The 24966-nt window shown below is 68.6% G+C and carries 21 protein-coding genes and 1 pseudogene; 10 read left to right on the forward strand and 12 right to left on the reverse strand.

The genetic code is table 11. From position 1 onward, the window contains the following. Positions 1–65: 65 nt before the first annotated feature. From ccoS to ccoN, 8 genes are read right to left on the reverse strand one after another with little or no spacing between them, the layout of a single operon-like run. Complete coding sequence (ccoS, locus tag GGQ61_RS03620) at positions 66–215, reverse strand: cbb3-type cytochrome oxidase assembly protein CcoS (RefSeq protein ID WP_183769902.1); 150 nt, start codon at positions 213–215, stop codon at positions 66–68. Then, positions 215–2386 (reverse strand): heavy metal translocating P-type ATPase, encoded by a 2172-nt coding sequence (locus tag GGQ61_RS03625; protein ID WP_183769903.1) that lies wholly within the window; start codon positions 2384–2386, stop codon positions 215–217. Before GGQ61_RS03625 ends, ccoS begins: the two co-directional genes overlap by 1 nt. Beyond that, complete coding sequence (locus tag GGQ61_RS03630; protein ID WP_183769904.1) at positions 2377–2853, reverse strand: FixH family protein; 477 nt, start codon at positions 2851–2853, stop codon at positions 2377–2379. Before GGQ61_RS03630 ends, GGQ61_RS03625 begins: the two co-directional genes overlap by 10 nt. Next, the gene (ccoG, locus tag GGQ61_RS03635; protein WP_183769905.1) at positions 2850–4355 is read right to left on the reverse strand and encodes a cytochrome c oxidase accessory protein CcoG; all 1506 of its coding nucleotides are present in this window, start codon (positions 4353–4355) and stop codon (positions 2850–2852) included. Before ccoG ends, GGQ61_RS03630 begins: the two co-directional genes overlap by 4 nt. A gap of 4 nt (positions 4356–4359) precedes the next feature. Next, complete coding sequence (gene ccoP, locus GGQ61_RS03640) at positions 4360–5226, reverse strand: cytochrome-c oxidase, cbb3-type subunit III (RefSeq protein ID WP_183769906.1); 867 nt, start codon at positions 5224–5226, stop codon at positions 4360–4362. After that, positions 5213–5392, reverse strand: a complete 180-nt coding sequence (locus tag GGQ61_RS03645; RefSeq protein WP_183769907.1) for a cbb3-type cytochrome c oxidase subunit 3 — start codon at positions 5390–5392, stop codon at positions 5213–5215. The genes ccoP and GGQ61_RS03645 overlap by 14 nt, the downstream gene beginning before the upstream one ends. Beyond that, positions 5389–6123 carry a cytochrome-c oxidase, cbb3-type subunit II gene (gene ccoO / locus GGQ61_RS03650; protein ID WP_183769908.1) on the reverse strand — a complete coding sequence of 245 codons (735 nt, stop codon included), beginning with the start codon at positions 6121–6123 and terminating at the stop codon, positions 5389–5391. The genes GGQ61_RS03645 and ccoO overlap by 4 nt, the downstream gene beginning before the upstream one ends. Before the next feature lie 13 nt (positions 6124–6136). After that, complete coding sequence (gene ccoN, locus GGQ61_RS03655; RefSeq protein WP_246370538.1) at positions 6137–7621, reverse strand: cytochrome-c oxidase, cbb3-type subunit I; 1485 nt, start codon at positions 7619–7621, stop codon at positions 6137–6139. Between the two features lie 304 nt (positions 7622–7925). On the opposite strand from ccoN, the gene GGQ61_RS03660 reads away from it, so the two are divergent. After that, positions 7926–8171, forward strand: coding sequence for a hypothetical protein (locus tag GGQ61_RS03660; protein WP_183769910.1), 246 nt, complete (start codon positions 7926–7928; stop codon positions 8169–8171). Positions 8172–8219: 48 nt separating this feature from the next. Here the strand turns inward: GGQ61_RS03660 and GGQ61_RS03665 are convergent, their stop codons facing one another. Continuing rightward, positions 8220–10979, reverse strand: a complete 2760-nt coding sequence (locus GGQ61_RS03665; RefSeq protein ID WP_183769911.1) for a TonB-dependent receptor plug domain-containing protein — start codon at positions 10977–10979, stop codon at positions 8220–8222. Positions 10980–11254: 275 nt separating this feature from the next. On the opposite strand from GGQ61_RS03665, the gene GGQ61_RS03670 reads away from it, so the two are divergent. The 6 genes from GGQ61_RS03670 to GGQ61_RS03695 all read left to right on the forward strand — a co-directional run bounded on the left by GGQ61_RS03670 (position 11255) and on the right by GGQ61_RS03695 (position 18214). Then, a complete protein-coding gene (locus GGQ61_RS03670; protein ID WP_221220819.1) occupies positions 11255–12169 on the forward strand; it encodes a LysR family transcriptional regulator in 915 nt (304 codons plus the stop codon). Between the two features lie 55 nt (positions 12170–12224). Further along, positions 12225–13307: an N-acetyltransferase DgcN gene (gene dgcN, locus GGQ61_RS03675; RefSeq protein WP_246370438.1), complete on the forward strand. Its 1083-nt coding sequence runs from the start codon at positions 12225–12227 to the stop codon at positions 13305–13307. Further along, on the forward strand, positions 13265–14284 hold the full coding sequence (gene dgcA, locus GGQ61_RS03680; protein WP_183769912.1) for an N-acetyl-D-Glu racemase DgcA: 1020 nt from the start codon (positions 13265–13267) through the stop codon (positions 14282–14284). Before dgcN ends, dgcA begins: the two co-directional genes overlap by 43 nt. A gap of 76 nt (positions 14285–14360) precedes the next feature. Continuing rightward, positions 14361–15959: an N-acyl-D-amino-acid deacylase family protein gene (locus tag GGQ61_RS03685; RefSeq protein WP_183769913.1), complete on the forward strand. Its 1599-nt coding sequence runs from the start codon at positions 14361–14363 to the stop codon at positions 15957–15959. Positions 15960–16044: 85 nt separating this feature from the next. Further along, positions 16045–17361: a dicarboxylate/amino acid:cation symporter gene (locus GGQ61_RS03690; protein ID WP_183769914.1), complete on the forward strand. Its 1317-nt coding sequence runs from the start codon at positions 16045–16047 to the stop codon at positions 17359–17361. A 91-nt stretch (positions 17362–17452) separates the two neighbouring features. Further along, entirely contained in the window at positions 17453–18214 is a 762-nt protein-coding gene (locus GGQ61_RS03695) for a porin family protein (RefSeq protein WP_183769915.1), read from the forward strand. 21 nt (positions 18215–18235) lie between these two features. Here the strand turns inward: GGQ61_RS03695 and ftsZ are convergent. Further along, positions 18236–19303 (reverse strand): annotated as a pseudogene (gene ftsZ, locus GGQ61_RS03700) (cell division protein FtsZ); the annotation flags it as partial. A gap of 167 nt (positions 19304–19470) precedes the next feature. Then, a complete protein-coding gene (lpxA, locus tag GGQ61_RS03705; RefSeq protein ID WP_183769916.1) occupies positions 19471–20265 on the reverse strand; it encodes an acyl-ACP--UDP-N-acetylglucosamine O-acyltransferase in 795 nt (264 codons plus the stop codon). Positions 20266–20373: 108 nt separating this feature from the next. Between lpxA and GGQ61_RS03710 the strand changes: the two genes are divergently transcribed. From GGQ61_RS03710 to GGQ61_RS03720, 3 genes are read left to right on the forward strand one after another with little or no spacing between them, the layout of a single operon-like run. Continuing rightward, the gene (locus GGQ61_RS03710) at positions 20374–21276 is read left to right on the forward strand and encodes a class I SAM-dependent methyltransferase (protein ID WP_246370439.1); all 903 of its coding nucleotides are present in this window, start codon (positions 20374–20376) and stop codon (positions 21274–21276) included. Further along, positions 21273–22010, forward strand: a complete 738-nt coding sequence (locus tag GGQ61_RS03715; RefSeq protein WP_183769918.1) for a pseudouridine synthase — start codon at positions 21273–21275, stop codon at positions 22008–22010. The genes GGQ61_RS03710 and GGQ61_RS03715 overlap by 4 nt, the downstream gene beginning before the upstream one ends. Before the next feature lie 25 nt (positions 22011–22035). After that, the gene (locus GGQ61_RS03720; protein WP_183769919.1) at positions 22036–23454 is read left to right on the forward strand and encodes a CoA transferase; all 1419 of its coding nucleotides are present in this window, start codon (positions 22036–22038) and stop codon (positions 23452–23454) included. Here the strand turns inward: GGQ61_RS03720 and GGQ61_RS03725 are convergent. Continuing rightward, entirely contained in the window at positions 23451–24884 is a 1434-nt protein-coding gene (locus tag GGQ61_RS03725; protein ID WP_183769920.1) for an MFS transporter, read from the reverse strand. The two genes, GGQ61_RS03720 and GGQ61_RS03725, sit on opposite strands and share 4 nt — an antisense overlap. Positions 24885–24966 lie beyond the last annotated feature (82 nt).

A 24966-nucleotide genomic window follows, 5' to 3' on the forward strand; every position in this document is an offset into this window, starting at 1 on the left:
GGGCGGCTCCTGTCGTGTCTCTCAGGACTTCTCGCCTGCTCCGCCGCAGCCCGCCGTGATATCCGTCAATCGGGCTGATCGTGATCCACCAGGATCCGCGACGCGTCGCCAACCGGGTCTTCGTACTGACCGCTGCGCAGCGTCCACCAGAACGCGCCGAGACCGACCAGCGCCAGAGCCACTGAGGCCGGGGCCAGGAACATCAGGATATCCATCAGGGTCTCCCCGCCCCCGTGCGTAGGGCGTTCAGGGTCACGACCAGCGACGAGCCGGACATCGCTAGGGCCGCGACGAACGGATTGACGAAGCCGAGCATCGCGGCCGGCGCCGCCACGAGGTTGTACAGAGCCGCGAACGAGAAGTTCTCCAGCGCCCGCCGACGGGCCGAGCGCGCAACATCGATCGCCTCGACGACCGCCTCTAACCGTTCGCCCGAGAACACCAGGTCGGCGGCGTTCTGGCTGGCGTCGAGCGCTGTGCCCGGCGCCATGCCCGCGTGCGCTCCGGCCAACGCGGCGGCGTCGTTCAGCCCGTCGCCGACCATCAGCACCTTGCGGCCTTCCGCCGTGCGTTCGGCGACGAGCGCTGCCTTTTCGGCCGGCGTCAGCGCCGCGCGCCAGACCTCGATCCCGGCCTGCTCGGCCGCCCGCGACACCGCCGCGAAAGCGTCCCCCGACAGTATCTCGACGCTCAGGCCCCGCGCCTTCAGGGCCGCCACCGTCGCGGCCGCGTCGGCGCGCAACTGATCGGCGAACACGAAGCGGATCTTGGTCTCGCCTTCGATTCCGAACCAGAGTTCCGTCTCGCTGGCCGGCGCACCGGCGACGCCGACGAAACTCGCGCGGCCAAGCCGGGCGCGGCGTCCGCCGATCAGGCCCTCGACCCCCTGCCCTGGCGTCTCCACGACGTCGTCAGCCAACAGGGTCGGCCCCGCATAAGCGGCCAGCGCGCGCGACAGCGGGTGGGCCGAGGCCTTGGCGAGCGGCGCAGCCATGGCGATGGCGGCCGGAACCGGGTCGATCAGCTGCGGCCTGCCCTCGGTCAGCACGCCGGTCTTGTCGAGCACGATATGGTCGACCTCGGCCAGCCGCTCCAGCGCCGCGCCGGACTTGACCAGGATCCCGCGCCGGAACAGCCGCGCCGAGGCGGTCACCTGCACCGCCGGGACCGCCAGCCCCAGCGCGCAGGGGCAGGTGATGATCAGCACGGCCACAGCGCGCAACAGCGCCTCGCGCGGCCCCAGGCCCAGCGCCCAGACGCCGACAAAGGTCAGCGCCGCCGCCGTATGGATGACCGGGACATAGAGCGCCGCCGCCCTATCGGCCAGTTGCACGTACTTCGAGCGTGACTGCGCCCCGGCCTCGACCAGGCGGGCGATCGCCGCGACGGCGGAGTCTTCCGAGCGGGCCACCGCACGCAGCCGCAGCACGCCGCCCAGGTTAAGCGCCCCGGCCTGGCAGGGTTCGCCGGCCGCCACGCGAACCGGCAACGTCTCGCCGGTCAGCATCGACTTGTCGAGTTCGGAGACTCCAGCGGCGATCACGGCGTCGACCGGGATCCGCTCGCCCGGACGGACGATCAGCTCGTCTCCGGGCGCAACTTCGCTAAGCGGGATGCGGCGCTCGGCCCCGCCCTCTGCGACCAGGGTCGCGGACGGCGCCTGCATCGCGAGGAGGTCGGCGGCGGCGCTCCGCGCGCTGGCGCGCAGCCGGTGATCGAGCCAGCGGCCGATGAGCAGCAGGAACAGTAGCGTCACCGCCGCGTCGAAGTACGCGTCGCGGCCGCGCAGCACCGTCTCGATGAACGAGATCACCAGCGTCAGGATCACCCCGATCGAGATCGGCACATCCATGTTGGCGCGCCCGGAGCGCAGCGAGCGCCAGGCGGACTCGAAGAACGGCATGCCGGCGTAGACGGCGCACGGCGCGCCGATCACGCCGCTCATCCACATCATCAGGGTGCGGGTGGCCGGGCCGAGCTCCTGGCCGAACAGCCCGGCCCAGATCGGCACCGAGAACATCATGGCGTTGCCGGCCCCGAAGGCCGCGACGCCGAGCGCCAGGGTCAGCTTGCGGCCCTCGGCGTCCCGGGCGGCCGCGGCCTTGCCGGGATCGTAGAGCGTCGCCGGATAGCCGAGCCCGTCGAGGCGCTCGAGCACCAGGCTCGGGTCGCCGGCGCCCGGCGCGAAGCCGACGGTCAGCTTGCCGGTCGTCAGGTTCAGCCGCGCCGACTCCACCGCGGGCAGAGCCCGGACCTCGGTCTCGATTTTGGAGAGACAGGCCGCGCAGCGCGCGCCCTTGACCAGCAGTTCCAGCGAACGGCCGCCGCTCTCCGATGGGCGCAGGAAGGCGGAGTAGTCGTGGCGATCGGCGGCGGTCATGGCCATGTCAGTCGGCGCTCCGCTTGGAAGACCTGGCCCTGCGTCTGGACGTGTACGTCCCAGGCCCCCGCGGCGGGCTTGGCAGGAGCGCGATAGCGGCCGGGCGCGGCCTCTTCGAACTTCAGCGGCAGTTCGCCTGCCTCGGTGGCCGGCCGCCGCAGCAGCCCGGTCAGTTTCAGGCCGGAGACCGGCTGGCCCTGGGCGTCGGCGACCTCGACCACGACGCCTCTGGCGTCCGTCGCCGCCGTCGCGGTCCAGCCCATCGCCGCCTGGGCCCGGCGCTGCGCGACGGCGCGGTTGTAGGCCAGCCCGTCCTCATAGGGGGTCACCGACACCTGGCCCGGGTGCGAGCGATAGGCCAGCACAAGGAACAGACTGTCGACCGCGATCACCACCCCGAAGAAGGCGACGACGGAGAACAGCACGTGCCACCCGGTGACCCGGAACGGCTTCTTCACGGCGCGGTCGGTCATGGCGCGTTCGCAGCTCCTGACAGGAAGGTGGTCTCGGTGCGCGCCTGGGTCGCCGACGTGGCGACGACGAAGGCGGTGGACATGTTGGCGGCGTCGATGGCCTCCGGCGGCAGGGTTACGAACACGCGCACGGCGCGCACCTCGTTGGCCGGAACCTCGACCTTCAGAATGTCTCCGCTGGCGGCGTCGCCCGGCGTCTTCAGGATCGCGCCCTTGGGCCCGTCAAAGGCGACCGTGTAGGTCTGGGCCTGGAAGGTCCGGTTGGCGATCTTGATCGTGTAGCCGTTGCGCACCGCCCCGTCGTGCAGCCGCACGAACACGGGGTTGCGGTCGTGCAGGACGTGGACGTCCAGGCTCGGACGGTTCAGCAGACCCCAGGTCATCAGCGCGCCGACGACCGCCAGGGCGACCGCGTAGAACACGGTGCGCGAGCGGATCAGGCGATAAACCGCCGGCTTGCCGGCCGCCCGCGCCTCGACGGCCGCGTCGGTGTCGTAGGCGATCAGCCCCTTGGGCCGGTCGACCTTCAGCATGATCTCGTCGCAGGCGTCGATGCAGAGGCCGCAGTTGATGCATTCCAGTTGCGCGCCGTCGCGGATGTCGATGCCCATCGGACAGGCCGTGACGCACTGGTGGCAGTCGACGCAGTCGCCGCGGCCTTCCCAGCCGGCGCTCTTCTTGTGCGCGCCGCGCGGCTCACCGCGGTCGTAGCGATAGGTCACCTGCAGTGAGTTGGCGTCGAGCATCGCGCCCTGGATGCGCGGCCACGGGCACATGTAGATGCAGACCTGCTCGCGCATGGTCCCGGCGAAGATATAGGTCGTGAAGGTAAGCAGGACGCAGAACACGTACCCGGTGACCGGTCCCTGCCCGATCCAGAAATCCCGCAACAGGCTGGGCGCGTCGTGGAAGTAGAAGATCCAGGCCCCGCCGGTGGCGAACGCGATGCCCAGCCAGGTCGCGTGCTTGCCGATCTTGCGCCAGGCCTTGTTCAGCGACCACGGCGCGGCGTCCAGGCGCATGCGCGCGTTGCGGTCGCCCTCGAACAGCCGCTCCACATAGATGAACAGGTCGGTCCAGACCGTCTGCGGACAGGCGTAGCCGCACCACAGCCGGCCGAACAGCGCGGTCACCAGGAACAGCGCCAGCGCCGACAGCACCAGCAGGCCGGTGATGAAGTGCACCTCCTGCGGCCAGAGCTGGATGTCGAAGAAGTAGAACCGGCGGCCGGCGAAATCGACCAGCACGGCCTGGTCCGGCAGCACGCCTGGCCGATCCCAGCGGATCCACGGGGTGATGTAGTAGATCGCCAGGGTGACGATCATCACCGCCCACTTGATCGCGCGCCAGCGGCCGTGGACCAGCTTGGGATAGATCGGCGCGCGCGGCTTGTAGAGGCCGCCGCCCGGATCGGCGCTCTTGCGAGCCCGGGCGGCGGCCGAGACGGGACCCGCTTCGTGCTTGGGGGCGGAAGCTCGGGTCCTGTCTATGACGACGGTCATGGCCCTACTGGCCTCCGGCGTTGGCGTGGATGTAGACGGCGAGCGCCTTCAGGGTTTCCGGATCGAACCGGGCCTTCCAGCTGGGCATGACCCCGTTGCGGCCGTTCCAGATCTGGGCGTGGATGTCGGCCCGCGCGGAGCCGTACAGCCACTCCTGGTCGGTCAGATTCGGAGCGCCCTGCTTCTGGTCGCCCGTCCCGGTCGGGCCGTGACAGGCCACGCACTGGGTCTGGTAGATCGGCGCGGCGCGGCGCACGGCCGCGGCGTTGGCCGGCCGGCCGGACAGCGCCACGACGTACTCCGTCAGGTCCGAGACCTCCGCGGCGGTCAGCATCTGGTCGCGACCGAAGGCCGGCATCTGCGAGAACCGCGTCTGCGGATGGTCCGCGCGAATGCCGACCTCGATGGTGTGGCGGATGTCCTCCAACGAACCGCCCCACAACCAGACGTCGTCGCGCAGGTTGGCGTAGCCCTTGGTCCCGACGCCGCCCGTGCCGTGGCAGGTCGCGCAGTTGTCCCCGAACACCGACTGGCCGACCTGCTGGGCGTAGGCCTGCAGTTCCGGATCGCGCTCGATCTCCTCGAGGCTCGCGGTCTTCAGGCGGGCGGCCTGTTCCCCGCGCAGGGTCTTCAGGTCGTTAAGGGCGACGACCACATCGGCGCGGTCCGACTGCCCGAGCACGCCCTGGGTATAGCTGCGGACCCCGGGCCAGGCCGGCATCAGCACCCAGTAGACCGCCGCCACAGCGATGCCGGCCCAGAACATATAGAGCCACCAGCGCGGCAGCGGGTTGTCCAGTTCACGGATCCCGTCCCACTCGTGTCCCGTGGTTTCGACGCCCGTGACCTCGTCGGCTTCACGCTTGGACATCGGGAGCCTCATCATCTTGCAAGGGAAGGCTGGCGAGGCGGTTGAACGCCTCGCGGTTGCGCGGCCAGAGCGCGTAGACGACGCCGCAGGCGAAGATCAGCCCGAAGTAGATCAGGCCGCCTTGCTGGGCGAAGCGCGCGACGGTCTCGTAAGTCAGGTCGCTCATCGACGGTTCTCCGGGGCCTTGGCCTCGTAGGTGCTGAAGTCGACGAGCGTGCCGAGCATCTGCAGGTAGGCGATCAGGGCGTCCATTTCGGACAGCCGGTCCGGCTCGCCGTCGAAGTCGCGTTGGATGACCTTGCCGCCGTAGCGGGCCTGGAACTTGCTGGCCGCCGCGAACGGATCGGCCTGGGTCTCCAGGTCGTCCTTGGCGTTGTCGATCATGTCCTGGGTGTAGGGCACGCCGACCTTGGTCATCGCGCGGATCTTGTCCTGGATGTCGCGGTAGTCGAGCGCCTTCTCGGCCAGGAAGGCGTAGGGCGGCATGACCGACTCCGGCACGACCGATCGCGGATCGACGAGGTGATCCTTGTGCCAGCCGTCCGAGTACTTGCCGCCGACCCGCGCCAGGTCGGGGCCCGTGCGCTTGGAACCCCACTGGAACGGGTGGTCGTACATGCTCTCGGCCGCCAGGCTGTAGTGGCCGTAGCGTTCGACCTCGTCGCGCAGCGGGCGGACCATCTGCGAGTGGCAGGTGTAGCAGCCCTCGCGGATGTAGATGTCGCGCCCCGCCAATTCGAGCGGGGTGTAAGGCCGCACGCCCTCCACCTCCTCGACGGTGCTTTCGAGCCAGAACAGCGGCGCGATCTCGACGATGCCCCCGATGGACACCACGATCAGGATCGCGATGACCAGCGGTAGGGAATGCTTCTCAAGCTTGGTGTGGTGCTTCCACATGGTCGGCCTCGCCTTACTGCGCCGCGACGAGCGCGGGGGCGGGACCGCTCAGGCTCTGGGCGCTGGGCGCAGAGCTGGGCATGCGGATCGTACGCCACAGGTTGTAGGACATGATCACCGCGCCGGCGAGGAACATGGCTCCGCCCAGGGTGCGGATGACGTTCTCGATATGCTTGGCGGCGACGGTTTCGACGAAGGAGTTCGCGAGGAAGCCCTGCGGCGTGTATTCGCGCCACATGAGGCCTTCCATGATCCCGGAAACCCACATCGCGCAGATGTAGAGAAGGATGCCGAGGGTCGCGATCCAGAAGTGCCACTCGGCCAGCTTCAGCGAGTAGAGGCCGTCCTTCTTCCACAGCCACGGGACCATGCAGTAGACGGCGCCGAAGGTGATGAAGCCGACCCAGCCGAGCGCGCCGGAATGCACGTGGCCGATGGTCCAGTCGGTGTAGTGGCTGAGCGCGTTGACCTCGCGGATCGACATCAGCGGGCCCTCGAACGTGGCCATGCCGTAGAAGGCGATCGCGACGGCCATCATCCGGATGACCGGGTCGGTGCGCAGCTTGTCCCACGCCCCCGAGAGGGTCATCAGGCCGTTGATCATCCCGCCCCAGGACGGCATCCACAGCATGATCGAGAAGGTCATGCCCAGCGTCTGCGCCCACTGCGGCAGCGCCGTGTAGTGCAGGTGGTGCGGGCCGGCCCAGATGTAGATGAAGATCAGCGACCAGAAGTGGACGATCGACAGGCGGTACGAATAGACCGGCCGCTCCGCGCGCTTGGGCACGAAGTAGTACATCATCGCCAGGAAGCCGGCGGTCAGGAAGAAGCCGACCGCGTTATGGCCGTACCACCACTGCAGCAGGGCGTCCTGCACCCCGGCGAACAGCGAGTAGCTGCGGCTGTTCAGCGGACTAACCGGAACGGCCAGATTGTTGACGATGTGCAGCAGCGCGATGGTGACGATGAAGGCCAGGTAGAACCAGTTGGCCACATAGATATGCGGCTCCTTGCGCTTCCAGATCGTACCCAGGAAGACCAGGAAGTATGCGACCCAGACGATGGTCAGCCAGAGATCGACCAGCCATTCCGGCTCGGCGTATTCCTTGGATTGGGTGATGCCGGCCACGTACCCGACCGCCGCCAACACGATGAACAGCTGGTAGCCCCAGAACACGAACCAGGGCCAGACTCCGCCGGCCAGCCGGGCGCGACAGGTGCGCTGGACCACGTAGAAGGAGGTGGCGATCAGGGCGTTGCCGCCGAACGCGAAGATTACGCCGGAGGTGTGCACCGGACGCAGGCGGCCGAAGTTCAGCCAGCCTTGCTCAGGGAAATACAGCAGGTTCGGCCACGACAGCTGGGCGGCGATGAACACGCCGGCGGTCATGCCGACGATCGCCCAGAACATGGTGGCGATGACCCCTGCCCGCACCACGCCGTCGGCGTAGCGGTCCTGCGGCGATTGCAGGCGGCCGGAGTTGATGGCGACCGTCATGATCGACAGCGCGAGCAGGAAGGCGCCCAGGAAGATCCAGCCCTGGAGCCGGAACAGCGGGTCTTCGGTGAAGGCGGTGGCGAGGAGCGCTGCGAACGCGCAGATCCCCGTTGTGATGAACAGAAGGACCGCGTCGCGCGGCGTTCTGCTCTCTGGAGCCGGCAAGGTAGTCATGGTCCCCCAAGCGAGTCATGGTGACAGCACCTGGGAGATGGCCGGCCCCTGCCGTAGGGGCATTGATTTCGGTCAAGGCGCCGCTCGGACGGCTAGTTCTTATGGCTGCACGCCACCCAGTGAGGACGCTATGACACAGCTGAAGTCGGACCTGATCACCGCCGCTGGAGCGGCCATGCTCGTCGGCGCGGCCGTGAGCGCCGAGATGGCTTGGCTCGCGGCTCGCGGCGTGGCGGAGCTCGGCGTCATCTGCGGCGCCGCCGGCCAGCCGCACTGCCCCTGGATGATCGGCTCGGCCGCGCTGCTGGCCTCGGGAACGGCGACCCTGATCGCCGGCCGCCGCCGCATGAAGCCCGCGCCGGCTTCTTCGAGGTGAAGCCGCCGCAGCCTGGTCGCTTGAGACCAGGCTGCGGGCTCTACATTGTCAGTAGGTAAAGCGCAGGCCCACCGTGAACCGGCGTCCGACGATGTCGTGCGCCGCGCCGGAGTTTGGGCTGCCGAAGATGAAGGTGTTCGGCGACACCGGCGGATCGACGTCGAACAGATTGCTGATCACGCCAAAGGCTTCGAGCGAACGCGCACCGTCGTCCCTGATCTTCCAGGCGGCCGACGCGGTCGTCACGAACTGGCTGTCGACATGGGCGTCGTCATAGGTCTGCTCGACGTCGTAGACGCCTTCGCCGACATAGCGCCCCTGAAGGTAGCCCTTGAAGGGGCCGTTCTCGTAGGACGCGCTGGCGGTCCAACGCCAGTGCGGCCGGTTGTTGCCGACTTCGCCGGCCGTATCGAGCGACGTCACCCCATCATTGGTGACGTAGCGGTCGAGATAGCTGGCCAGGAAACGTAGGGTCAGGTCGCCATCGACGGCCTCGAAGATGTTCGATAGCGGCGTGGAGTAGCTGACCTCGGTGTCGACGCCGCGCACCTGAATGCTCGACAGGTTGATGAAGGTCCGCATCACCTCGTTGAGCGAACCGTCCGGGTTGCGCGTGATGAAGCGGCACAGGTCGGCGGCGCCGGCCGCGCAACGATTGACGATGCCTTGCCCGGTCAGCGTCGAGATCGCGCCCTGCAGGTCGATGTCGTAATAGTCGACCGACAGCCGAAGGCGCGGCGCGAACGCCGGCTCATAGACGATGCCGGCGGTGAAGGTGTCGGCCTCCTCCGGCTGCAGCGCCAGATTGCCCTGCTGTGGCGAGCGCACCGTCGACTGCCGGCCGGTGACCGGATCGGTGATCGACGAGAAGGTCAGCACGTAGGACGAATAGAGTTCCGAGAGGTTGGGAGCCCGGATGTCGCGCGAACGGGTCGCCCGGAACTTCAGCCCGTCGAACGGCTCGTAGGTGAAGCCCGCCTTCCAGGTCCAGACGGTGCCGCTGGTCGAATAGTTGGTCGCCCGCACGGCGCCGTTGAAGTCCAGCGATTGGGCGAAGGCCATGTCCTTGGCCAGCGGAATGACGGTTTCGACGAAGGCTTCTTGCACGTCATAGGAGCCCTTCATCGCCTTCGGGTTGCCGATCGAGAACAGGCTGGCCTGGGCCATGGCGTCGACGCGCTGCTCGACCGAGTCCTTGCGGTACTCCAGGCCCGTGGCGATGGACACCGGGCCGGCCCAGGTCGAGAACGGCTCGCCCGACAGGCTGGCGGCGGCCGCCTGCTGCTCGATGTTGGCGACCAGGTGCTGGCTGCCCGTGACGTAGTCGATCGCGGCGGCCGACGGCGAGCCCTCGCCGAACAGGTTGATCGGCACGCAGCCGTTGCCCGGCGCGCTCAGGGTCGAGCGGCAGACGATCTGGTTGTTCGCCGGGTTGATCACCGCATCCAGGGCGTTGGTGAAGTTGGCCGCGATCCGGTTGTTGAAGATTCGCGCCGCGTAGCGGTTCTGGCCGTACTGGTAGTAGGCGTCCCAGTTCCAGCCGTCGCCGAAGTCGCCCTTCAGCCCGACGACGATGCGCGAAGTGGCGTTCTTGTTGTCGACCACGTTGAAGGCGATGTCGCGGTTGAAGCGGCCCATCCGGAAGGTCGAGATGCCGTTGGCGTCCATCAGCGCCCCGACGTTGGCCGGCAGGTAAGCGTTGTCGCGGCGGATGGTCAGCGTGCCCAGGTCATAGGACGTCGAAAGGTTGAAGGTCGTCTCGGCATAGGCGACCGAGGCCTCCATGAACGCTTCGACGTTGTCGGTGACGTCATAGGTCGTGCGGGTGAACAGGTTGGCCCGGGTCAACGGGGTCATCAGGCTGATGATGTCGCCCGGATAAAGGCCGTCGCCGTCGGTGTGGTACTGGGTGCCGACGTTGTTGCCATATCGGAACGGGGCGGTGACGCCGCCGGACAGGAATTGCAGCCCCTTCAGCGGTCCGTCGGTGATCAGGCCGCCCAGGGTCGCGACCGAGGCGGTGACGTTGGGGACCAGCAGGTTCTGCGGCTGGCCGTTGCCGGCGCGATAGGCCGGGTTGGCGATGACCTGCTGGTGCTCTCGGAACCAGTCACGGTCGGCGCCGACGCCCTTCATGTCGACGAACTCAGACGCGGCCATGAAGTGACCGCGGCCGCCGGCGAAGCGGAAGCCGCCGGCCAGGGCGACGTTGAATTCCTCATTGTCCTTGTACTGGCTGGTGCTGCCCTGGACCTGGCCTTCGAGGCCCTCAAGGTCCTCGCGGAAAATCAGGTTCACGACCCCGGCCACGGCGTCCGAGCCCCAGGCCGCGGACGCGCCGCCGGTGACCACTTCGACTCGGCCTAGCAGGGAGGCCGGGATCACGTTGATGTCGACCAGACCGCTCGAGGTCGTCGGCACGTGGCGGCGGCCGTCAACCAGGACCAGGGTACGGTTGTTGCCCAGGTCGCGCAGGTTCAGGAAGTTGGCCCCCGCGTTCTGCGAGCTGTGCGAGGTTGTCGTGCCGCCGCCGAAGGTCGGCAACGTGTTCAGCATGTCGGCGACATTGGTCGCCGCAACCGCCTGCAGGTTTTCAGTCCCGACCACGGTGGTCGGGGTCGGGGCATCGAAGCCCGAGCGATTCACCCGGCTGGCCGTGACGACCAGTTCGTCGACCAGGTCCTGGGCGAGCGCCGGCCCCGCCGGCATCATACAGGCCACCGCCAGGCTGCTGGCCCCCGCCAGAGCCGTCTTCCGCAGCCGGCTGCCGGCCGCGGCCCGGCCGTTGGTAGTCGTAGTGTTTCGCATGGTCCCCTCGTCGATGCCCGTCGGCGCTTGCTGGCGCTCGTCGTCTTGTCGACGCGGACCTTTGGTCGGCGACCCCGTGACGCCAATGTCGAAGGCTTCTTCAGCCCATAACCAGAGCTCATGGGTGGCCGAGGTTGTCTAATTCCTCCGGGTGCTGCAGATGCCCCGTGCGGCGTCGTTGATTGATCGGCTATTCCGCAGTCGCGTTTTTCGCCCTCTCCCGACGCGTACGTCATTGCGCACCGGGGTTTCAGCGGCGTTGAGGGGAAATGGTCATGGTCACAGTTCCGGGTTCGTCGATGAACCTGCGCCACATCGAAGTGTTTCACGCGGTCTATCAATCCGGCTCCGTCAGCGCCGCTTCCCGCGCCCTCAACGTCTCCCAGCCGTCGGTCAGCAAGGTGCTCAAGCACGCCGAGAGCCGGATCGGCTTTCGACTGTTCCGCCTGGTGAAAGGGCGCCTCGTGCCTACCGATGAGGCGCACACCCTGTTCCGCGAGGTCGACGACATCTACGGCCGGATCGAATCTCTTCGGCAGACGACACGGAACCTGCGGGCCGGCGGCGATGGGCACATCAGGCTGGCGGTCCTGCCCTCGCTCGGACTCGGCGTCGCGCCGGCCGCCGTCGCCCGCTTTCGCCAGCAACGGCCTAATGTTTCCTTTGATATCCACACCCTGCACAACGACGACATCCTCAAGGCGCTGTACGAACGCAACAGTGATCTGGCCGTCGCCTACGACACCCCCCGCCACCCCCGCCTGGCCGACGTCCGCATTGGCTCGGGCGAACTCGTCATGCTCTATCGCAAGGACGAGATGCCCGACGCGCCGGAGCGTCTGAGCCTCGACGCCGCCCGCGACCGCGACCTGATCAGCCTTGCTGGCAGCGGCCCTGTCGGGGCACTTTTCGCCAGCGAAGTCGTGCAGGACGACCCTGGCCGGAGCGAGCGCATATTCGTCCAGACTTACTATGTCGCCGCCGCCCTTGTGCGGCACGGCGCGGGGGTCGCCGTGGTCGACGAGTTCACCGCCCGCGCCAGCCTGAGCCCCGAGCTCGATTTCCGCCCGCTGACTCCAAAAGTGACCTTCGGCGTCCACTGCATCTACCTAGAAGACCGGCCGCCCTCACGCCCTGCGCGAGACTTCATTGCGGTCCTGCAGCAGACCCTCGCCGAGCGGTACACATAACCGGCGGCTATATCGCAGCCCAGTCTTTGACCTATCGCGGGAGCGGCTGCACGACATGATCCAGCCCGCCGGGCGCGCCCCGGCTGGTCTGGAGCTGTTGATGATCCCCTCCCCGTTTCTCCTCTATCTCGGCGACTCCCAGGACGAGCTGTCGGTGAAGACCTCGCGCGGCGTCGCGGTCTGGCGTCCGCAGGCCTGCGTCGGGGAATTTCGCGGCCCGAAATGCAACCAGACCCTCGGCCTGCCTCCCCTGAGCTTCGAAGAAGCCAAGGCCCAGGGCGCCAAGACCGTGATCATCGGCGTCGCCAACGCCGGCGGGATCATGGGCCCGGGAATCGTCGCCGACGTGGTGGCCGCGCTGCGCGCCGGCCTCAACGTCGCCTCCGGCCTGCATGACCGGCTTCGCAACCACTCCGAAATCGTCGAGGCCGCGGCGGCGGGCGGACTTGAGCTGTTCGACGTGCGCGAACCGCCGGCCGATATTCCCGTTGGCAACGGCCGCCCTCGCGCCGGCATGCGTCTGCTCACCGTCGGCACCGACTGTTCGGTTGGCAAGATGTACACGACGCTGGCGCTGGAGAAGGAGATGCAGGCCCGAGGTCTGAAGGCCGATTTCCGCGCCACCGGCCAGACCGGCATCTTCATCGCCCAGTCCGGCGTCCCGATCGACGCGGTGATCGCCGACTTCATCTCGGGCGCGGCCGAGCAGATTTCGCCTGCCCGCCACGACGGCGGATGGGACCTGCTGGAGGGCCAGGGATCGCTCTTCCATCCCTCCTATGCCGGGGTCTCGCTCGGCCTGCTGCACGGCGCCCAGGCCGACGCCCTGGTCATCTGCCATCAGCCGGGCCGCGAGAGCATGCGGGGCCTTCCGGGCCGCGCCTTGCCCGACCTCAAGACCTGTCTGGAGGCCAATCTCGCCGCCGCCCGGCTCACCAGCCCCGACGTGATCGCCGTGGGCGTGGCGCTCAACACCTCGGGAATGACCCCGGAAGCCGCCCAGCGCGCCTGCGCCGAGGCCAGCGACCTGCTCGGCCTCCCCGCCCAGGACCCGGTCTCCATGGGCGTCCATCTCATCGTCGACAGGCTGATCGAATGCTTCGAACCTTCCAAGCTCGCCGCGAACACTGGCCGCTAGCCGCGCCGTTCCGCATCTCGCGCGGGGTGAAGACGGCGGCCGACGTGGTCGCCGTCGACGTCGGGCACGACGGCCATATCGGACACGGCGAGGCCGTTCCCTACGCCCGCTATGGCGAGACCCTCGACAGCGTGCTCGCCCAAATCGAGTCCGTCGCCGAAGCGGTTCGGGGCGGCATGACCCGAATCGAACTCATGCGCGCCTTGCCTCCGGGCGCCGCGCGCAACGCCATCGACTGCGCGCTCTGGGATCTGGAGGCTAAGCTCGCGGGACGCAGCGTCGCCGAGCTGCTGCACCAACCCGAACCGTCCCCGGTAGTCATCGCCCTGACGGTCAGCCTCGACGAGCCGGAGGCCATGGGCCGCGCCGCAGCGGCGATGAACGGCGCCCCGGTCATCAAGGTGAAGGTAGATGCGGTCCAACCCGAGGCCTGCCTGCGCGCCGTCCGCGCGGCGGCTCCCGACGCGCAGCTGATCGTCGATCCCAATGAGGGCTGGACCTTCGAACTGCTGCGCGACATCCAGCCCGTGCTGCAAGAGCTGAACGTCGCGTTGGTCGAACAGCCGCTGCCCGCCGAAGAGGACCACCAGCTCTCCGGCTTCAATCCCGCAATTCCGATCTGCGCCGATGAATCATGCCATGTCGCCGCTGATTTGGACGATCTCGCCGGCCGGTATCAGGTCGTGAACATCAAGCTGGACAAGACCGGCGGCCTGACCGAAGCCCTCGACCTGCTGGCTGCGGCCAGGTCCCGCGGATTCGGCGTGATGATCGGCTGCATGGTGTCGAGTTCGCTGTCCATCGCCCCGGCCCTGCTGCTGGCCGGCGAGGCGGAGTTCGTCGATCTCGACGGACCTTTGTGGCTCAAGGCCGATCACGTGGGGGGCGTGCGGTTGGAGGCCGGCAAGCTCACCCCCGCGGCGCCGGGCTTCTGGGGGACGCCATGCCCGCAGGCTATGGCCGCGCCAAGCGACTGACGATGGCGGCTGCGCCGACCCGGCGCGAGAGTGTGAATCGGCGCCGGCGGCGCATGAGTTTCGGGGGAGAGCTGTGATGAAGACGTCCAAACTAGTCGCCCTGGCGGGAGCCAGCGTCCTGTCGTTGTCGGCGGGCGCGTTCGCCCACGCTCAGCCGGGCCGGGCGGTCGACGTGCTGATCAAGGGCGGGACGGTCTACGACGGCGGCCAAGGCGCCGGCGTCACAGCCGATGTCGCGATCTCCGGCGGCAAGGTCGTCTTCGTCGGCGACGCCGCCAAGGCCAAGATCACCGCGACCACCTCGATCGACGCCAAGGGTAAGATCGTCGCCCCCGGGTTCATCGACCCCCACACTCACTACTTCGAGGACCTCTCGTCGACGGACGCCGACACGCGCCGCAACCTGGCTGCCGCCATGCAGGGCGTGACGACCGTCTTCGTCGGCAGCGACGGCCGCGCCGCGCCCGAGGTCAAGGACACTTTCGCCAAGCTCGAGCAGAACGGCGTCGGCACGAACGTGGCGACCTATGTCGGCTTCGGCACCCTGCGCCAACGCGTGCTGGGCGACTCCGACCGCGCCCCGAACGCCGCCGAACTGGAGCAGATGAAGGGCATGGTCGCCAAGGCCATGTGCGAGGGCGCGCTCGGCCTCTCGACCGGCCTGTTTTATCCGCCGCAGAGCTACGCCAAGACCGAGGAGGTCATCGCGCTCGCCAAGGAAGCGGCCAAGCGCGGCGGGACCTACGACAGCCACATCCGCGACGAGTCCTCGTACACGATCGGCCTGAAGGGCGCGGTGCAGGAGGTGTTCGACATCGGCCGCGGGGCCGGCATCCCGGTCCACATCGGCCACATCAAGGCGCTGGGCGTCGACGTCCAGGGCCAGGCCGGCGAGATCATCAAGATGGTCGAAGCCGCCCAGGCCTCCGGCCTCAAGGTCACAGCCGACCAGTATCCGTGGGCCGCGTCGGGCACCGGGCTTTCCGCAGCCCTGCTTCCCCGCTGGGCGCAGGTCGACGGCGAGGCGGCGATGCTCAAGCGCCTCTCCGACCCGACGCTCGGACCGAAGATTCGCGCCGAAATGGCCGAGAACATGCGTCGCCGCGGCGGGCCCGATTCCCTCCTGCTGACGCGCACGCCGGTCGACGAGGCCAAGGGCAAGACCCTCGCGCAGATCGCCAAGGCCTGGGACGTCGATCCGATCGAGGCGGCGGTGCGCCTGCTCCAGCGCGGCGACGCCGGCGTCGCCTCGTTCAACCAGAGTGAAGACGACATCAAAGCCTTCATGCGCCAGCCCTGGGTGATGACCTCGTCCGACGGCTCGGAGGGTCACCCGCGCAAGTACGCCAGCTTCGCCGAGAAGTACGCCAAGTACGTCAAGGCCGAGAAGACGGTCTCCATGGCCGACTTCGTTCACCGCAGCACTGGTCTTACCGCCGACACCTTCGGCCTCACCGGCCGCGGCTACCTGAAGCCGGGCTACTACGCCGACGTGGTGGTGCTCGATCCGGCGACCTACGCCCCCAAGGCCACCTACGTGCAGCCCGAACTGCTGTCGGTCGGCGCCGAGCAGGTGCTGGTGAACGGCAAGTTCGTCGTCCGCGACGGCAAGCCGACCGACGCCCTGCCTGGCGCGGGCGTACTGCACGCCCCGACCGCCGGCTCCTGCAACTGACCCTGCGGCCGCGCGGCGCACTAGCGTCCAGCGCGGCCGCAACTATCGTCGGCGGCCGACACGCCCCGCACCTTGGGAACACCTCATGGCGACCGAGCAAGACGCCCGCACCGCGGCCGACGCCAGCCCCGCTCCGCGCGGCGCCGGCGCCCTGCTGCGCCGCTACTGGTTCGGCGTGGTCCTATGGAAGCGAATCCTGATCGCCCTGGCGCTCGGCACGATCGTCGGCCTGGCGCTCGGCGAGGCGTCGGTGCAGCTGAAATGGATGGGCGATGTCTTCATCCGGCTGATCCGGATGGTCGTCGCGCCGTTGGTGTTCTTCTCCATCGTCTCCGGCATCGCCAGCATGGGCGATCCCAAACGACTGGGCGCCATCGGCTCCAAGACCCTCGCTCTATATCTGACCCTCACGGTCATCGCCGTCAGCGTCGGCATGGCGATGGGCGTGATCTTCCAGCCGGGCGTCGGCATGGACTTCGCCGGAGCCGCCCCCGCCCAGATCGCCAAGGCGCCGCCCAGCCTCGGCGAGCACCTGATCAGCATCATCCCTACCAATCCGATCGCCGCCCTGGCCGAAGGCAACGTCCAGTCGGTGATCTTCTTCGGCATCCTGGTCGGCCTCGGCATCCTGACCATCGCGCCGCGCGCCGAGCCGGTCGGCCGCCTGTTTCAGATGGGCGCCGACATCATGCTGCAGATCGTGCGCTTCGTGATGGAGGTGGCGCCCTTCGGCGTCTTCGCCCTGGTCGCCTGGGTGATGGGCACGACAGGTCCGAGCGCCTTCGTCCACGTCCTCAAGCTGGCCGCGGCGCTGGTGCTCGGTTGCGCCTTCCAGACCCTGATCATCCACGGCGGCCTGGTGCGGCTGGTCGCGCGGCTGCCGGTGCTGCCGTTCTTCCGCGACATCACCGACGTCGTCGCCATCGCGTTCTCGACCTCGTCCAGCGCCGCCACCCTGCCGGTCGCGATGCGGGTCGCCGAGAAGAACCTCGGCGTCAGCCACGCGGTGACTTCGACCGCCATGCCGCTGGGCGTCACGCTCAGCATGGACGGCACCGCCCTCTACGTCGCCCTGCTGGCCGTGCTTTCGGCCCAGGCGTTCGGCATCGACCTGCATTTTTCGCAGTACGTGATGCTGGCTCTGGCGACGACTGTCGTGGCGCTGGGCACCGCCCCGGTGCCCTCGGCCTCGCTGTTCATGCTGGCCGCCGTGCTGCAGGTCATCGGTCTGGGCGCCGAGCAGACCGCCCTGGTCGTCGGGTTCATCCTGCCCTTCGACCGACTGCTGGACATGACCCGCACCATAACCAGCGCCACCAGCGACCTCTCCACCGCCGTCACCGTCGCCAAATGGGAAGGCGAACTCGATCACGAGGTTTATCTGCGCAAGCCAGTCGAATAGGTCGTCCGCGCACCTCGTCTAGGGTCTTACCCGGACAGCATCGCCCGGCGGCATGGCCCAATCTCCCGGAAGCTTCGCCAGGAGACGCAAAATGCGCAGGATCGGGATACTCGCCTTGCTGGCCGCGACGGCCGGGCTTCCCGCCGCCGCTCACGCAGAGGACGACTGGACCGTCGCCATCACGCCCTATGTCTGGATCGCGTTCCCGACGGGCGATGTGTCTCTGGCCTCGGGCCGCGGCGGTTCGCGTCCAACGGTCAATCCCGACGTTCAGGTGAACTTCGACGACATCGGCTTGTCAGGCGCGTTCACCGGCTCGGCCGACGTCCGCTACGGCAAGTTCGGGGTGCTCGGCGACCTTACCTACTACGAGGTCGAGGCCGACAAGGACATCGCCGCCGGCCCCCTGCCCGACGCTGACGGCAAGGTGACAATCTCGGGGACCAAAGGCATGATCGTCGGCTACTGGCGCGCCTACGAGACCGACCGAGCCTCGGTCGACATCCTCGGCGGCGCCCACTACCTCGGCATCGACGCCGACGTCGCGGTCAGCACCCCGAACCGCCAGATCGACTTCGGCGCCAAGGAAGATCTCTGGGACCCGGTCATCGGCGTCCGCGGCAAGACCATGATCGGCGAACATTTCGGAGTGATCGGCTTGGCCGCCGCCGGCGGCTTCGGCGTTTCGTCCGAAAGCCTCTACGAGGTCCAGGCCTACCTGAGCTACCGGTTCAACGACCTGATCACGGCCGAGGCCGGCTACCGCTTCTACTCCACGAAGTGGGAAGGCGACCGCATCGACTACGACGCCTCGTTCAGCGGCCCGCTGATGGGCCTGACCTTTACGTTCTAGGCGCCGCCGCGATCACCAGAACCGACGCGGCGTCGCGCCCGGCGCCGCATCGTGGGCAGACGCCGCCTCCGGGGCCGCGGCGGACGCCGGCGCAGGCGCCGCGTCGCGGCCGTTCGCCGAATTCATTCCGGTGGCGACGACCGACACCCGCAACTTGCCTTCCAGCGACGGATCGAAGGCCGCGCCGAAGATGATGTTGCCGTCCGGGTCGACCTGGTCGGAAATGACGTTCGCCGCCTCGTCGACTTCCAGCAGCGTCATGTCGGTGCCGCCGGTGACGTTGATCAGCACGGCCTTGGCCCCGGCCAGCGAGGTCTCGTCCAGCAGCGGGTTCTGGATGGCGTTCTGGGCGGCCACGGCGGCGCGGTCCGCGCCGCTCGCCTCGCCCGTGCCCATCATCGCCGCGCCCATGCCGCCCATGACGCTGAGCACGTCGGCGAAGTCGAGGTTGATCAGGCCGGGCAGCACCATCAGGTCGGTGATCGAGCGGACGCCGGAATGCAGAACTTGGTCGGCCATCCCGAACGCTTCAGCGAAGGTCGTTTGCTCGGTCGCGACGCGAAACAGGTTCTGGTTCGGCACGATGATCGAGGTGTCGACGTACTGCTGCAGCTCCTGCAGGCCGGCCTCCGCCAGGCGCATGCGGTGACGGCCCTCGAATCGGAACGGCTTGGAGACCACGCCGACGGTGAGGATGCCGCGCTCACGGGCGCAGCGGGCCACGAACGGCGCAGCCCCGGTCCCGGTGCCGCCGCCCATGCCGGCGGTGATGAACACCATGTCCGCGCCGTCCAGGTAGCGGATGATATCCTCGGCGGATTCCTCGGCCGCGCTGAGGCCGGCGTTGGGGTTGGCCCCGGCGCCCAGGCCCTGGGTGACCTGCACGCCCAGCTGGATCCGTTGGCTGGCCAGCGACAGCGACAGTTGCTGGGCGTCGGTGTTGGCGACGACGAAGTCGACGCCCTCCAGCCCCTGCTCGATCATGTTGTTGACCGCGTTCACGCCGGCGCCGCCGACTCCGAACACGACGATCCGGGGCTTCAATTGGGCGACCGCCGGGCGCGTTCCGTTCGGGGCTGACACTGACATGTTGGCAAAACTCCTCGTACGTCCCTGCCGTGGCCGCCGGCGATTCCACAACCAAGCGCGGACCAGTTCCACAGGAATGTGGTGCAATCCGGACTCGCCCCCCGGGCACGGGCCAACGAATTGGCCCATTGCGGGACAAACAGCAAGCGGGGGCTTAGCGCGGCGCTTTACGCCGCAGCTGGAAGATTCCGCCGGGGCGTGGCGATCACCCCGCGCGCGCTGGACCGCATGAAGGCGATCAGCCGGCGGACATGGTCGTCCTCGGCGTCGCGTTCGGCCGCGGCCAGGCGCTCGGACAGGACGCCGCCGCCGTGGAACACCAGCTTGAAGGCCCGCTTCAGCGAAGCGAGTTCGCCAGCCGCCCATCCAGCCCGGCGCAGGCCGACCGCGTTCAGCGAGACCAGCCGCGCACGATCACCCTGCACCAGGCAGTAGGGCGCGACGTCCTGGGTCACGATCGCGCCGCCGGCCACGAAGGCAAGCTCGCCGATCCGCACGTGCTGGTGGACCGCGCAGAGACCGCTGAGCTGCGCCCGGTCGCCGATGACGACATGCCCTGACAGCGTCGCACCGTTGGCCATCACCACGTCGTCGCCGACCACGCAGTCATGGGCGACGTGCGCGGTGGCCATGAACAGTCCTCGCGCCCCGATCACGGTGATCGAGTCGCCGCCCGCATGGACCGTCACGAACTCCCGGAACACGTTGCCGTCGCCGATCTGCAGTCGCCCCGCTTCGACGGCGCGGCCGGTGATCTGCGCGCTGGCCCCGATTGAACACGAGGCCATGAAGCGATTGTCCGCCCCGATCTCGCTACGGCCGTCGAGCACCGCATGCGGCCCGACGACATTGCCAGGTCCCATGCGCACGTCGGGGCCGATCACCGCATAGGGGCCGATCTCGCAACTCGGGTCGATCTGCGCGCCGGGTGCGACAACGGCTGTCGGATGGATGCTCGCCATGCGAAGACACCTGAACCCGTCCGATGTCGCCGCCAACTCAACTTCGGTGTCCGATTGCGACGGGCTACAGATGCCGCAACAGATTCGACGATCCCCCGGACCCAGCCCTTGCCTTCAGCCGTCTACGGAAATCCGCCGCCCGACGTTATCGAGACGCCCAAGGGGGCCGCGCAGCTGTCGCCGCTGATCCCTGGATCTACGGACATCGTCAGCCTGGCGGACGCCAGCCAGGACGAGCTCGCCCTACTCGTCCCCGGCGGCGCCATCGAAGCGCGATACCTCCTGGCCCAGGCTCTGCGCGTCCTGCGTCCAGGCGGCGCGCTCGCTGCGGCCGCGCCGAAGGACCGCGGTGGGCTGCGGCTGAAAAAGACTCTTGCCGCGCTCGGCTGCGAGGTCGCCGAGACTTCCCGCCGCCACCATCGGATCTGCGAGGTCGAGCGCCCGGACGTCTCTCTCGCGCTCGCCCCCGCCATCGCCGAGGGCGCGCCCCGCATCCTCCCCAGCGGGCTCTGGTCGCAGCCGGGGGTGTTCAGCTGGGATCGACTGGACCCGGGCAGCGAACTCCTGCTCCAGCACCTGCCGGCGCTGAGCGGCCGCGGGGCCGATTTCGGCTGCGGCGTCGGGTGGCTGTCGCGTGCAGTGCTGACCTCGCCGGCCGTCGCCGCCCTGACCCTGATCGACATCGATCGCCGCGCCGTCGAGTGCGCCGAGCACAACATCGTCGACTCGCGCGCCAGCTTCGTCTGGGCCGACGTCCGGACCGCCGCCAAGGCCCTCTCCGACCTCGATTTCGTGGTCATGAACCCGCCATTCCACGACGGCGGCCAGGAAGACCGGCGGCTGGGACAGGCGTTCATCCGCGCCGCCGCCGACAGCCTGCGTACGGGCGGCCGCCTCTGGCTGACCGCCAACCGGCACCTGCCCTATGAGGCGGCGCTCACTGAAGCGTTCAAGGCCGTGACGCTGGTCGCCGACGGCGGCGGCTACAAGATCTACGAGGCGCGCAAATGAGCAAGACGCCGACCATGCGGCTCGACCGGTTGCTCTCCAATCTCGGCTACGGCAGCCGCAAGGAGATGCACGGACTGGTCGCCGCCGGCCGGATCGTGCTGGACGGCGTGGCGCTGAGCGACGCCGGCGCGCGGATCGCCATCGGCGCCGATCTGCCCGAGCGCATGCTGGTCATGGGCCGGCCGGTCGATCCGCCGCCGCCGATGGTGATCATGATGCACAAACCGCTTGGCGTGGTCTGTTCGCATAAGGAGTACGGCGACCGCGTCTACGACCTGCTGCCGCCGCGCTGGCGAGTGCGCGACCCGGCGCTGTCGACCGTCGGCAGGCTCGACAAAGAAACCTCCGGGCTCTTGCTGATCACCGACAACGGCGACTTCCTGCACCGGGTGATCTCGCCGCGCCGCCATGTGAAGAAAAGCTACATCGCTGACCTTGACCGCCCGCTGGAAGGCCACGAGGGCGAGATCTTCGCCGCCGGAACGCTGATGCTCGAAGGCGAAGAAAAGCCCCTGCTCCCGGCGACCCTGGAGCCGCTCGGCGAGCGCCAGGCCCGGCTGATCATCGAAGAAGGCCGCTATCACCAGGTCAGGCGGATGTTCGCCGCGGTCGGCAATCACGTAGCGGCGCTGCACCGCGACCGCATCGGCGGGCTGAGCTTGCCGGACGATCTGGCGGTCGGCGATTATCGGGTCTTGCCCGCCGAGACCGCCGAGCTGGTGTTCGCCGACTGACCATCCACACACCGGAAGACAGGCGATGACCACAGCCGACGACGCGTTCGAACACCTGATGCGGCTGGCCGGCCGCCCGCGACCCGCCTTCGTCCGCATCGAGGACGAACCGGCGGCCATGGCCACGCGCTTCCAGGCTGAAGCCGGCGCCGCTGCGGCGCTGGCCGCGGTCGGGGCTATGGCCGCCGACCTCTGGACGCTCCGCACGGGCCAGACACAGCAGGTGAGCGTCTCACCCCGGGAGGCTGGCGCATCCCTGATCAGCTTCGCTCTGCAGGTGTTCGAAGACCCCGACCGCGCCCCGCCTTCGCGGCCAGACGACGCCGCCGGCGGCGGCCGGGGCACGCCGGCCATGGGGTTCTTCCCCACCAAGGACGGCCGCCACGTCTTCCTGCATCCGAGCTTCCCTGACAGCGCCGCCAAGCTGCACCAGTTGATGGGCTCGCCCGCCGACACCGCCGCAGTCGCCGCCGAGGCGCTGAAGTGGAATGCGCTCGATCTTGAGAACGCGATCGCCGACGCCGGCGTCTGTGGGGCGATGGTCCGCACGCCCGAGGAATGGGACGCCTCCGAACAAGGCCGCATCCTCGCCGGCCGGCCCGTCGTCGAGATCGTGAAGATCGCAGACGGCCCGCCCATGCCCTTGCCCGGTAACGGCGAGACGCCGCTATCCGGGGTTCGCGTCCTGGACCTGACCCGGGTGCTGGCCGGCCCGACCTGCGGCAAGACCCTGGCTCAGCACGGGGCGGACGTCCTCTACGTCGCCTCCCCCAACCTTCCGGCCACTGAGTTCTTCGTCAGCGACGTCGGCCACGGCAAGTTGGCGGCTTGGCTCGACCTGAAGGACGCGGCCCAGCTCGCCCAGTTGAAGGCTCTGGTCGCGCAGGCGGATGTGTTCAGCCAGGGCTATCGTTTGGGCGCGCTGGAACGGCTGGGCCTCGGCCCGCTCGACCTCGCCAGGCTGCGGCCGGGGATCGTCTACACCTCGATCAACGCCTATGGGCACGAAGGTCCCTGGGCCGGCCGCCCCGGTTGGGAGCAGCTCGCACAGACGGTCACCGGCATGGTCCATATTCACGGCGGCGATGGTCCGCCCAAGCTGCAGCCGGCCGCGGTCGCCGACTACACCACAGGCTTCCTCGCCGCCTTCGGCACGCTGGTCGCGCTGGAACGGCGAGCCCGCTTTGGAGGAAGCTATCTTGTTCGCGTGTCGTTGGTGCAGACGGCGACCTGGCTGCGCGGTCTGGGCCTGAAGTCCGCAAGCGATCTCGCCGCCATTCATCCCGCGACACCCGCCGAGATAGACGGCTGGCGGATCGACTCCCCATCGGGATTCGGTGGCGTACGACATCTGCGCCCGCCCGTGCGAATGTCGGCGACGCCGGCGCGGTGGGCGCGGCCGACGACGGCGCTGGGCGCTGCGCCCGCGATCTGGCCCGACTAGGGCGCGTCGTCGAGCACCGACAGAGGCGGGGCGACTTCTTCCAGCGGCTTGCGCTCGGCTGCGACGCCCAGGAACAGCTCCACGACCGCCGCGCTCAACATCAGCACGCCCCCCAACAGGTAGCCCCAGAAGATCTGGCTGCGCTCGCCGCTGTCGATCAGGGCCCCGAACAGCGCCGGTCCCCCGACCCCGCCCAGCAGCGTCCCGAACGCGTAGAACAGCGAGATGGTCACCGCCCTCGTCTCTAGCGGGAAGCTCTCGCCCACCGTCAAGTAGGCGGCGCTCGCTCCGGCCGAGGCGAAGAAGAAGATCACCGTCCAGGCCGCGGTCTGCGTCGTGGCGGTCAGCAGCCCGGCCGAGAACATCCAGCCCGTGGCGCACAGCAGCGCTCCCGCCAGACCATAGGTCAGGGCGATCATCGGCTTGCGCCCGACGCTGTCGAAGAAGTGGCCGAGCAGCAGCGGCCCCAGGAAGTTCCCCGCCGCGAACGGCAGGATGAACCAGCCGATCGAGGCGGCCGGCACGTCGTAGAACTTCGTCAGGATCAGCGCGTAGGTGAAAAAGATCGCATTGTAACAGAAGGCCTGGGTGGCCATCAGCACCAGCCCCAGGACGGTACGCTTGGGGTGCCGCACCACCAGCGAGCGGGCGATGTCGAACCACGAGGTGCGCATCGGCCGCAGCCGCAGGGTCGGCAACTCGCTGGTCGGGCCGAGCGACCGGCCGGTGTCCCGCTCGATCCGCGCCTCGATCCCCTCGACGACCGCCAGCGCCTCCTCCGGATGGCCGTGGGTCATCAGCCAGCGCGGGCTCTCGGGGATGTAGCGGCGGACCCAGATCACGATCAGCGCCAGCAGGCCGCCGATGATGAAGGCCAGCCGCCAGCCCCAGGCCTGATCGACGAGGTTCGGGTCGAGCACGATCAGCGATCCCATCGCCCCCAGCGCCGCGCCCAACCAGAAGCTGCCGTTGATCGCCAGATCGGTGTACCCCCGCCGCCGCGCAGGGATCAGCTCCTGAATGGCGGAGTTCACCGCGCCGTACTCGCCGCCGATGCCGGCCCCGGTCAGGAACCGGAACAGCAGGAACGACCAGAAGTCCCAGGCGAAGCCGGTGGCGATCGTCGCGATGAGATAGACGGCCACCGTGATGGTGAAGAGCCGCCGCCGCCCGAACGTGTCGGTCAGCCGCCCGAAGACCAGAGCGCCGAGCACCGCGCCCAGGATGTAGGCGCTGCCCGACAGGCCGATCTGGGTCGTGGTGAGCCCCAGCCCCTCCGAGATCGCCGGCGACAGCGACCCGACCAGCGTCACCTCCAGCCCATCGAGGATCCAGGTGATGCCCAGCGCCGCCACCACCAGCCAGTGGAACCGGCTCCAGGGGAGCCGATCAAGCCGCGCGGGCACGTTGGTTGTGAAGCTGCCGGTCATGCGCCCTCCCCCGTCGTTTGGCGTAAGTGAGCGACAACGCGACGGCGCCGCTTGGGTTCAGCGCCTTCTGGCTGTATGGCCG

This window comes from Phenylobacterium haematophilum, from assembly GCF_014196295.1.
Lineage (GTDB): Bacteria > Pseudomonadota > Alphaproteobacteria > Caulobacterales > Caulobacteraceae > Phenylobacterium > Phenylobacterium haematophilum.

Excerpts from the sequence above, each read along its gene's own strand:
- ccoS (WP_183769902.1), bottom strand. The coding sequence starts at position 215 with ATGGATATCCTGATGTTCCTGGCCCCGGCCTCAGTGGCTCTGGCGCTG.
- GGQ61_RS03625 (WP_183769903.1), bottom strand. The coding sequence starts at position 2,386 with ATGGCCATGACCGCCGCCGATCGCCACGACTACTCCGCCTTCCTGCGC.
- GGQ61_RS03630 (WP_183769904.1), bottom strand. The coding sequence starts at position 2,853 with ATGACCGACCGCGCCGTGAAGAAGCCGTTCCGGGTCACCGGGTGGCAC.
- ccoG (WP_183769905.1), bottom strand. The coding sequence starts at position 4,355 with ATGACCGTCGTCATAGACAGGACCCGAGCTTCCGCCCCCAAGCACGAA.
- ccoP (WP_183769906.1), bottom strand. The coding sequence starts at position 5,226 with ATGTCCAAGCGTGAAGCCGACGAGGTCACGGGCGTCGAAACCACGGGA.
- GGQ61_RS03645 (WP_183769907.1), bottom strand. The coding sequence starts at position 5,392 with ATGAGCGACCTGACTTACGAGACCGTCGCGCGCTTCGCCCAGCAAGGC.
- ccoO (WP_183769908.1), bottom strand. The coding sequence starts at position 6,123 with ATGTGGAAGCACCACACCAAGCTTGAGAAGCATTCCCTACCGCTGGTC.
- ccoN (WP_246370538.1), bottom strand. The coding sequence starts at position 7,621 with ATGACGGTCGCCATCAACTCCGGCCGCCTGCAATCGCCGCAGGACCGC.
- GGQ61_RS03660 (WP_183769910.1), top strand. The coding sequence starts at position 7,926 with ATGACACAGCTGAAGTCGGACCTGATCACCGCCGCTGGAGCGGCCATG.
- GGQ61_RS03665 (WP_183769911.1), bottom strand. The coding sequence starts at position 10,979 with ATGCGAAACACTACGACTACCAACGGCCGGGCCGCGGCCGGCAGCCGG.
- GGQ61_RS03670 (WP_221220819.1), top strand. The coding sequence starts at position 11,255 with ATGGTCACAGTTCCGGGTTCGTCGATGAACCTGCGCCACATCGAAGTG.
- dgcN (WP_246370438.1), top strand. The coding sequence starts at position 12,225 with ATGATCCAGCCCGCCGGGCGCGCCCCGGCTGGTCTGGAGCTGTTGATG.
- dgcA (WP_183769912.1), top strand. The coding sequence starts at position 13,265 with ATGCTTCGAACCTTCCAAGCTCGCCGCGAACACTGGCCGCTAGCCGCG.
- GGQ61_RS03685 (WP_183769913.1), top strand. The coding sequence starts at position 14,361 with ATGAAGACGTCCAAACTAGTCGCCCTGGCGGGAGCCAGCGTCCTGTCG.
- GGQ61_RS03690 (WP_183769914.1), top strand. The coding sequence starts at position 16,045 with ATGGCGACCGAGCAAGACGCCCGCACCGCGGCCGACGCCAGCCCCGCT.
- GGQ61_RS03695 (WP_183769915.1), top strand. The coding sequence starts at position 17,453 with ATGCGCAGGATCGGGATACTCGCCTTGCTGGCCGCGACGGCCGGGCTT.
- lpxA (WP_183769916.1), bottom strand. The coding sequence starts at position 20,265 with ATGGCGAGCATCCATCCGACAGCCGTTGTCGCACCCGGCGCGCAGATC.
- GGQ61_RS03715 (WP_183769918.1), top strand. The coding sequence starts at position 21,273 with ATGAGCAAGACGCCGACCATGCGGCTCGACCGGTTGCTCTCCAATCTC.
- GGQ61_RS03720 (WP_183769919.1), top strand. The coding sequence starts at position 22,036 with ATGACCACAGCCGACGACGCGTTCGAACACCTGATGCGGCTGGCCGGC.
- GGQ61_RS03725 (WP_183769920.1), bottom strand. The coding sequence starts at position 24,884 with ATGACCGGCAGCTTCACAACCAACGTGCCCGCGCGGCTTGATCGGCTC.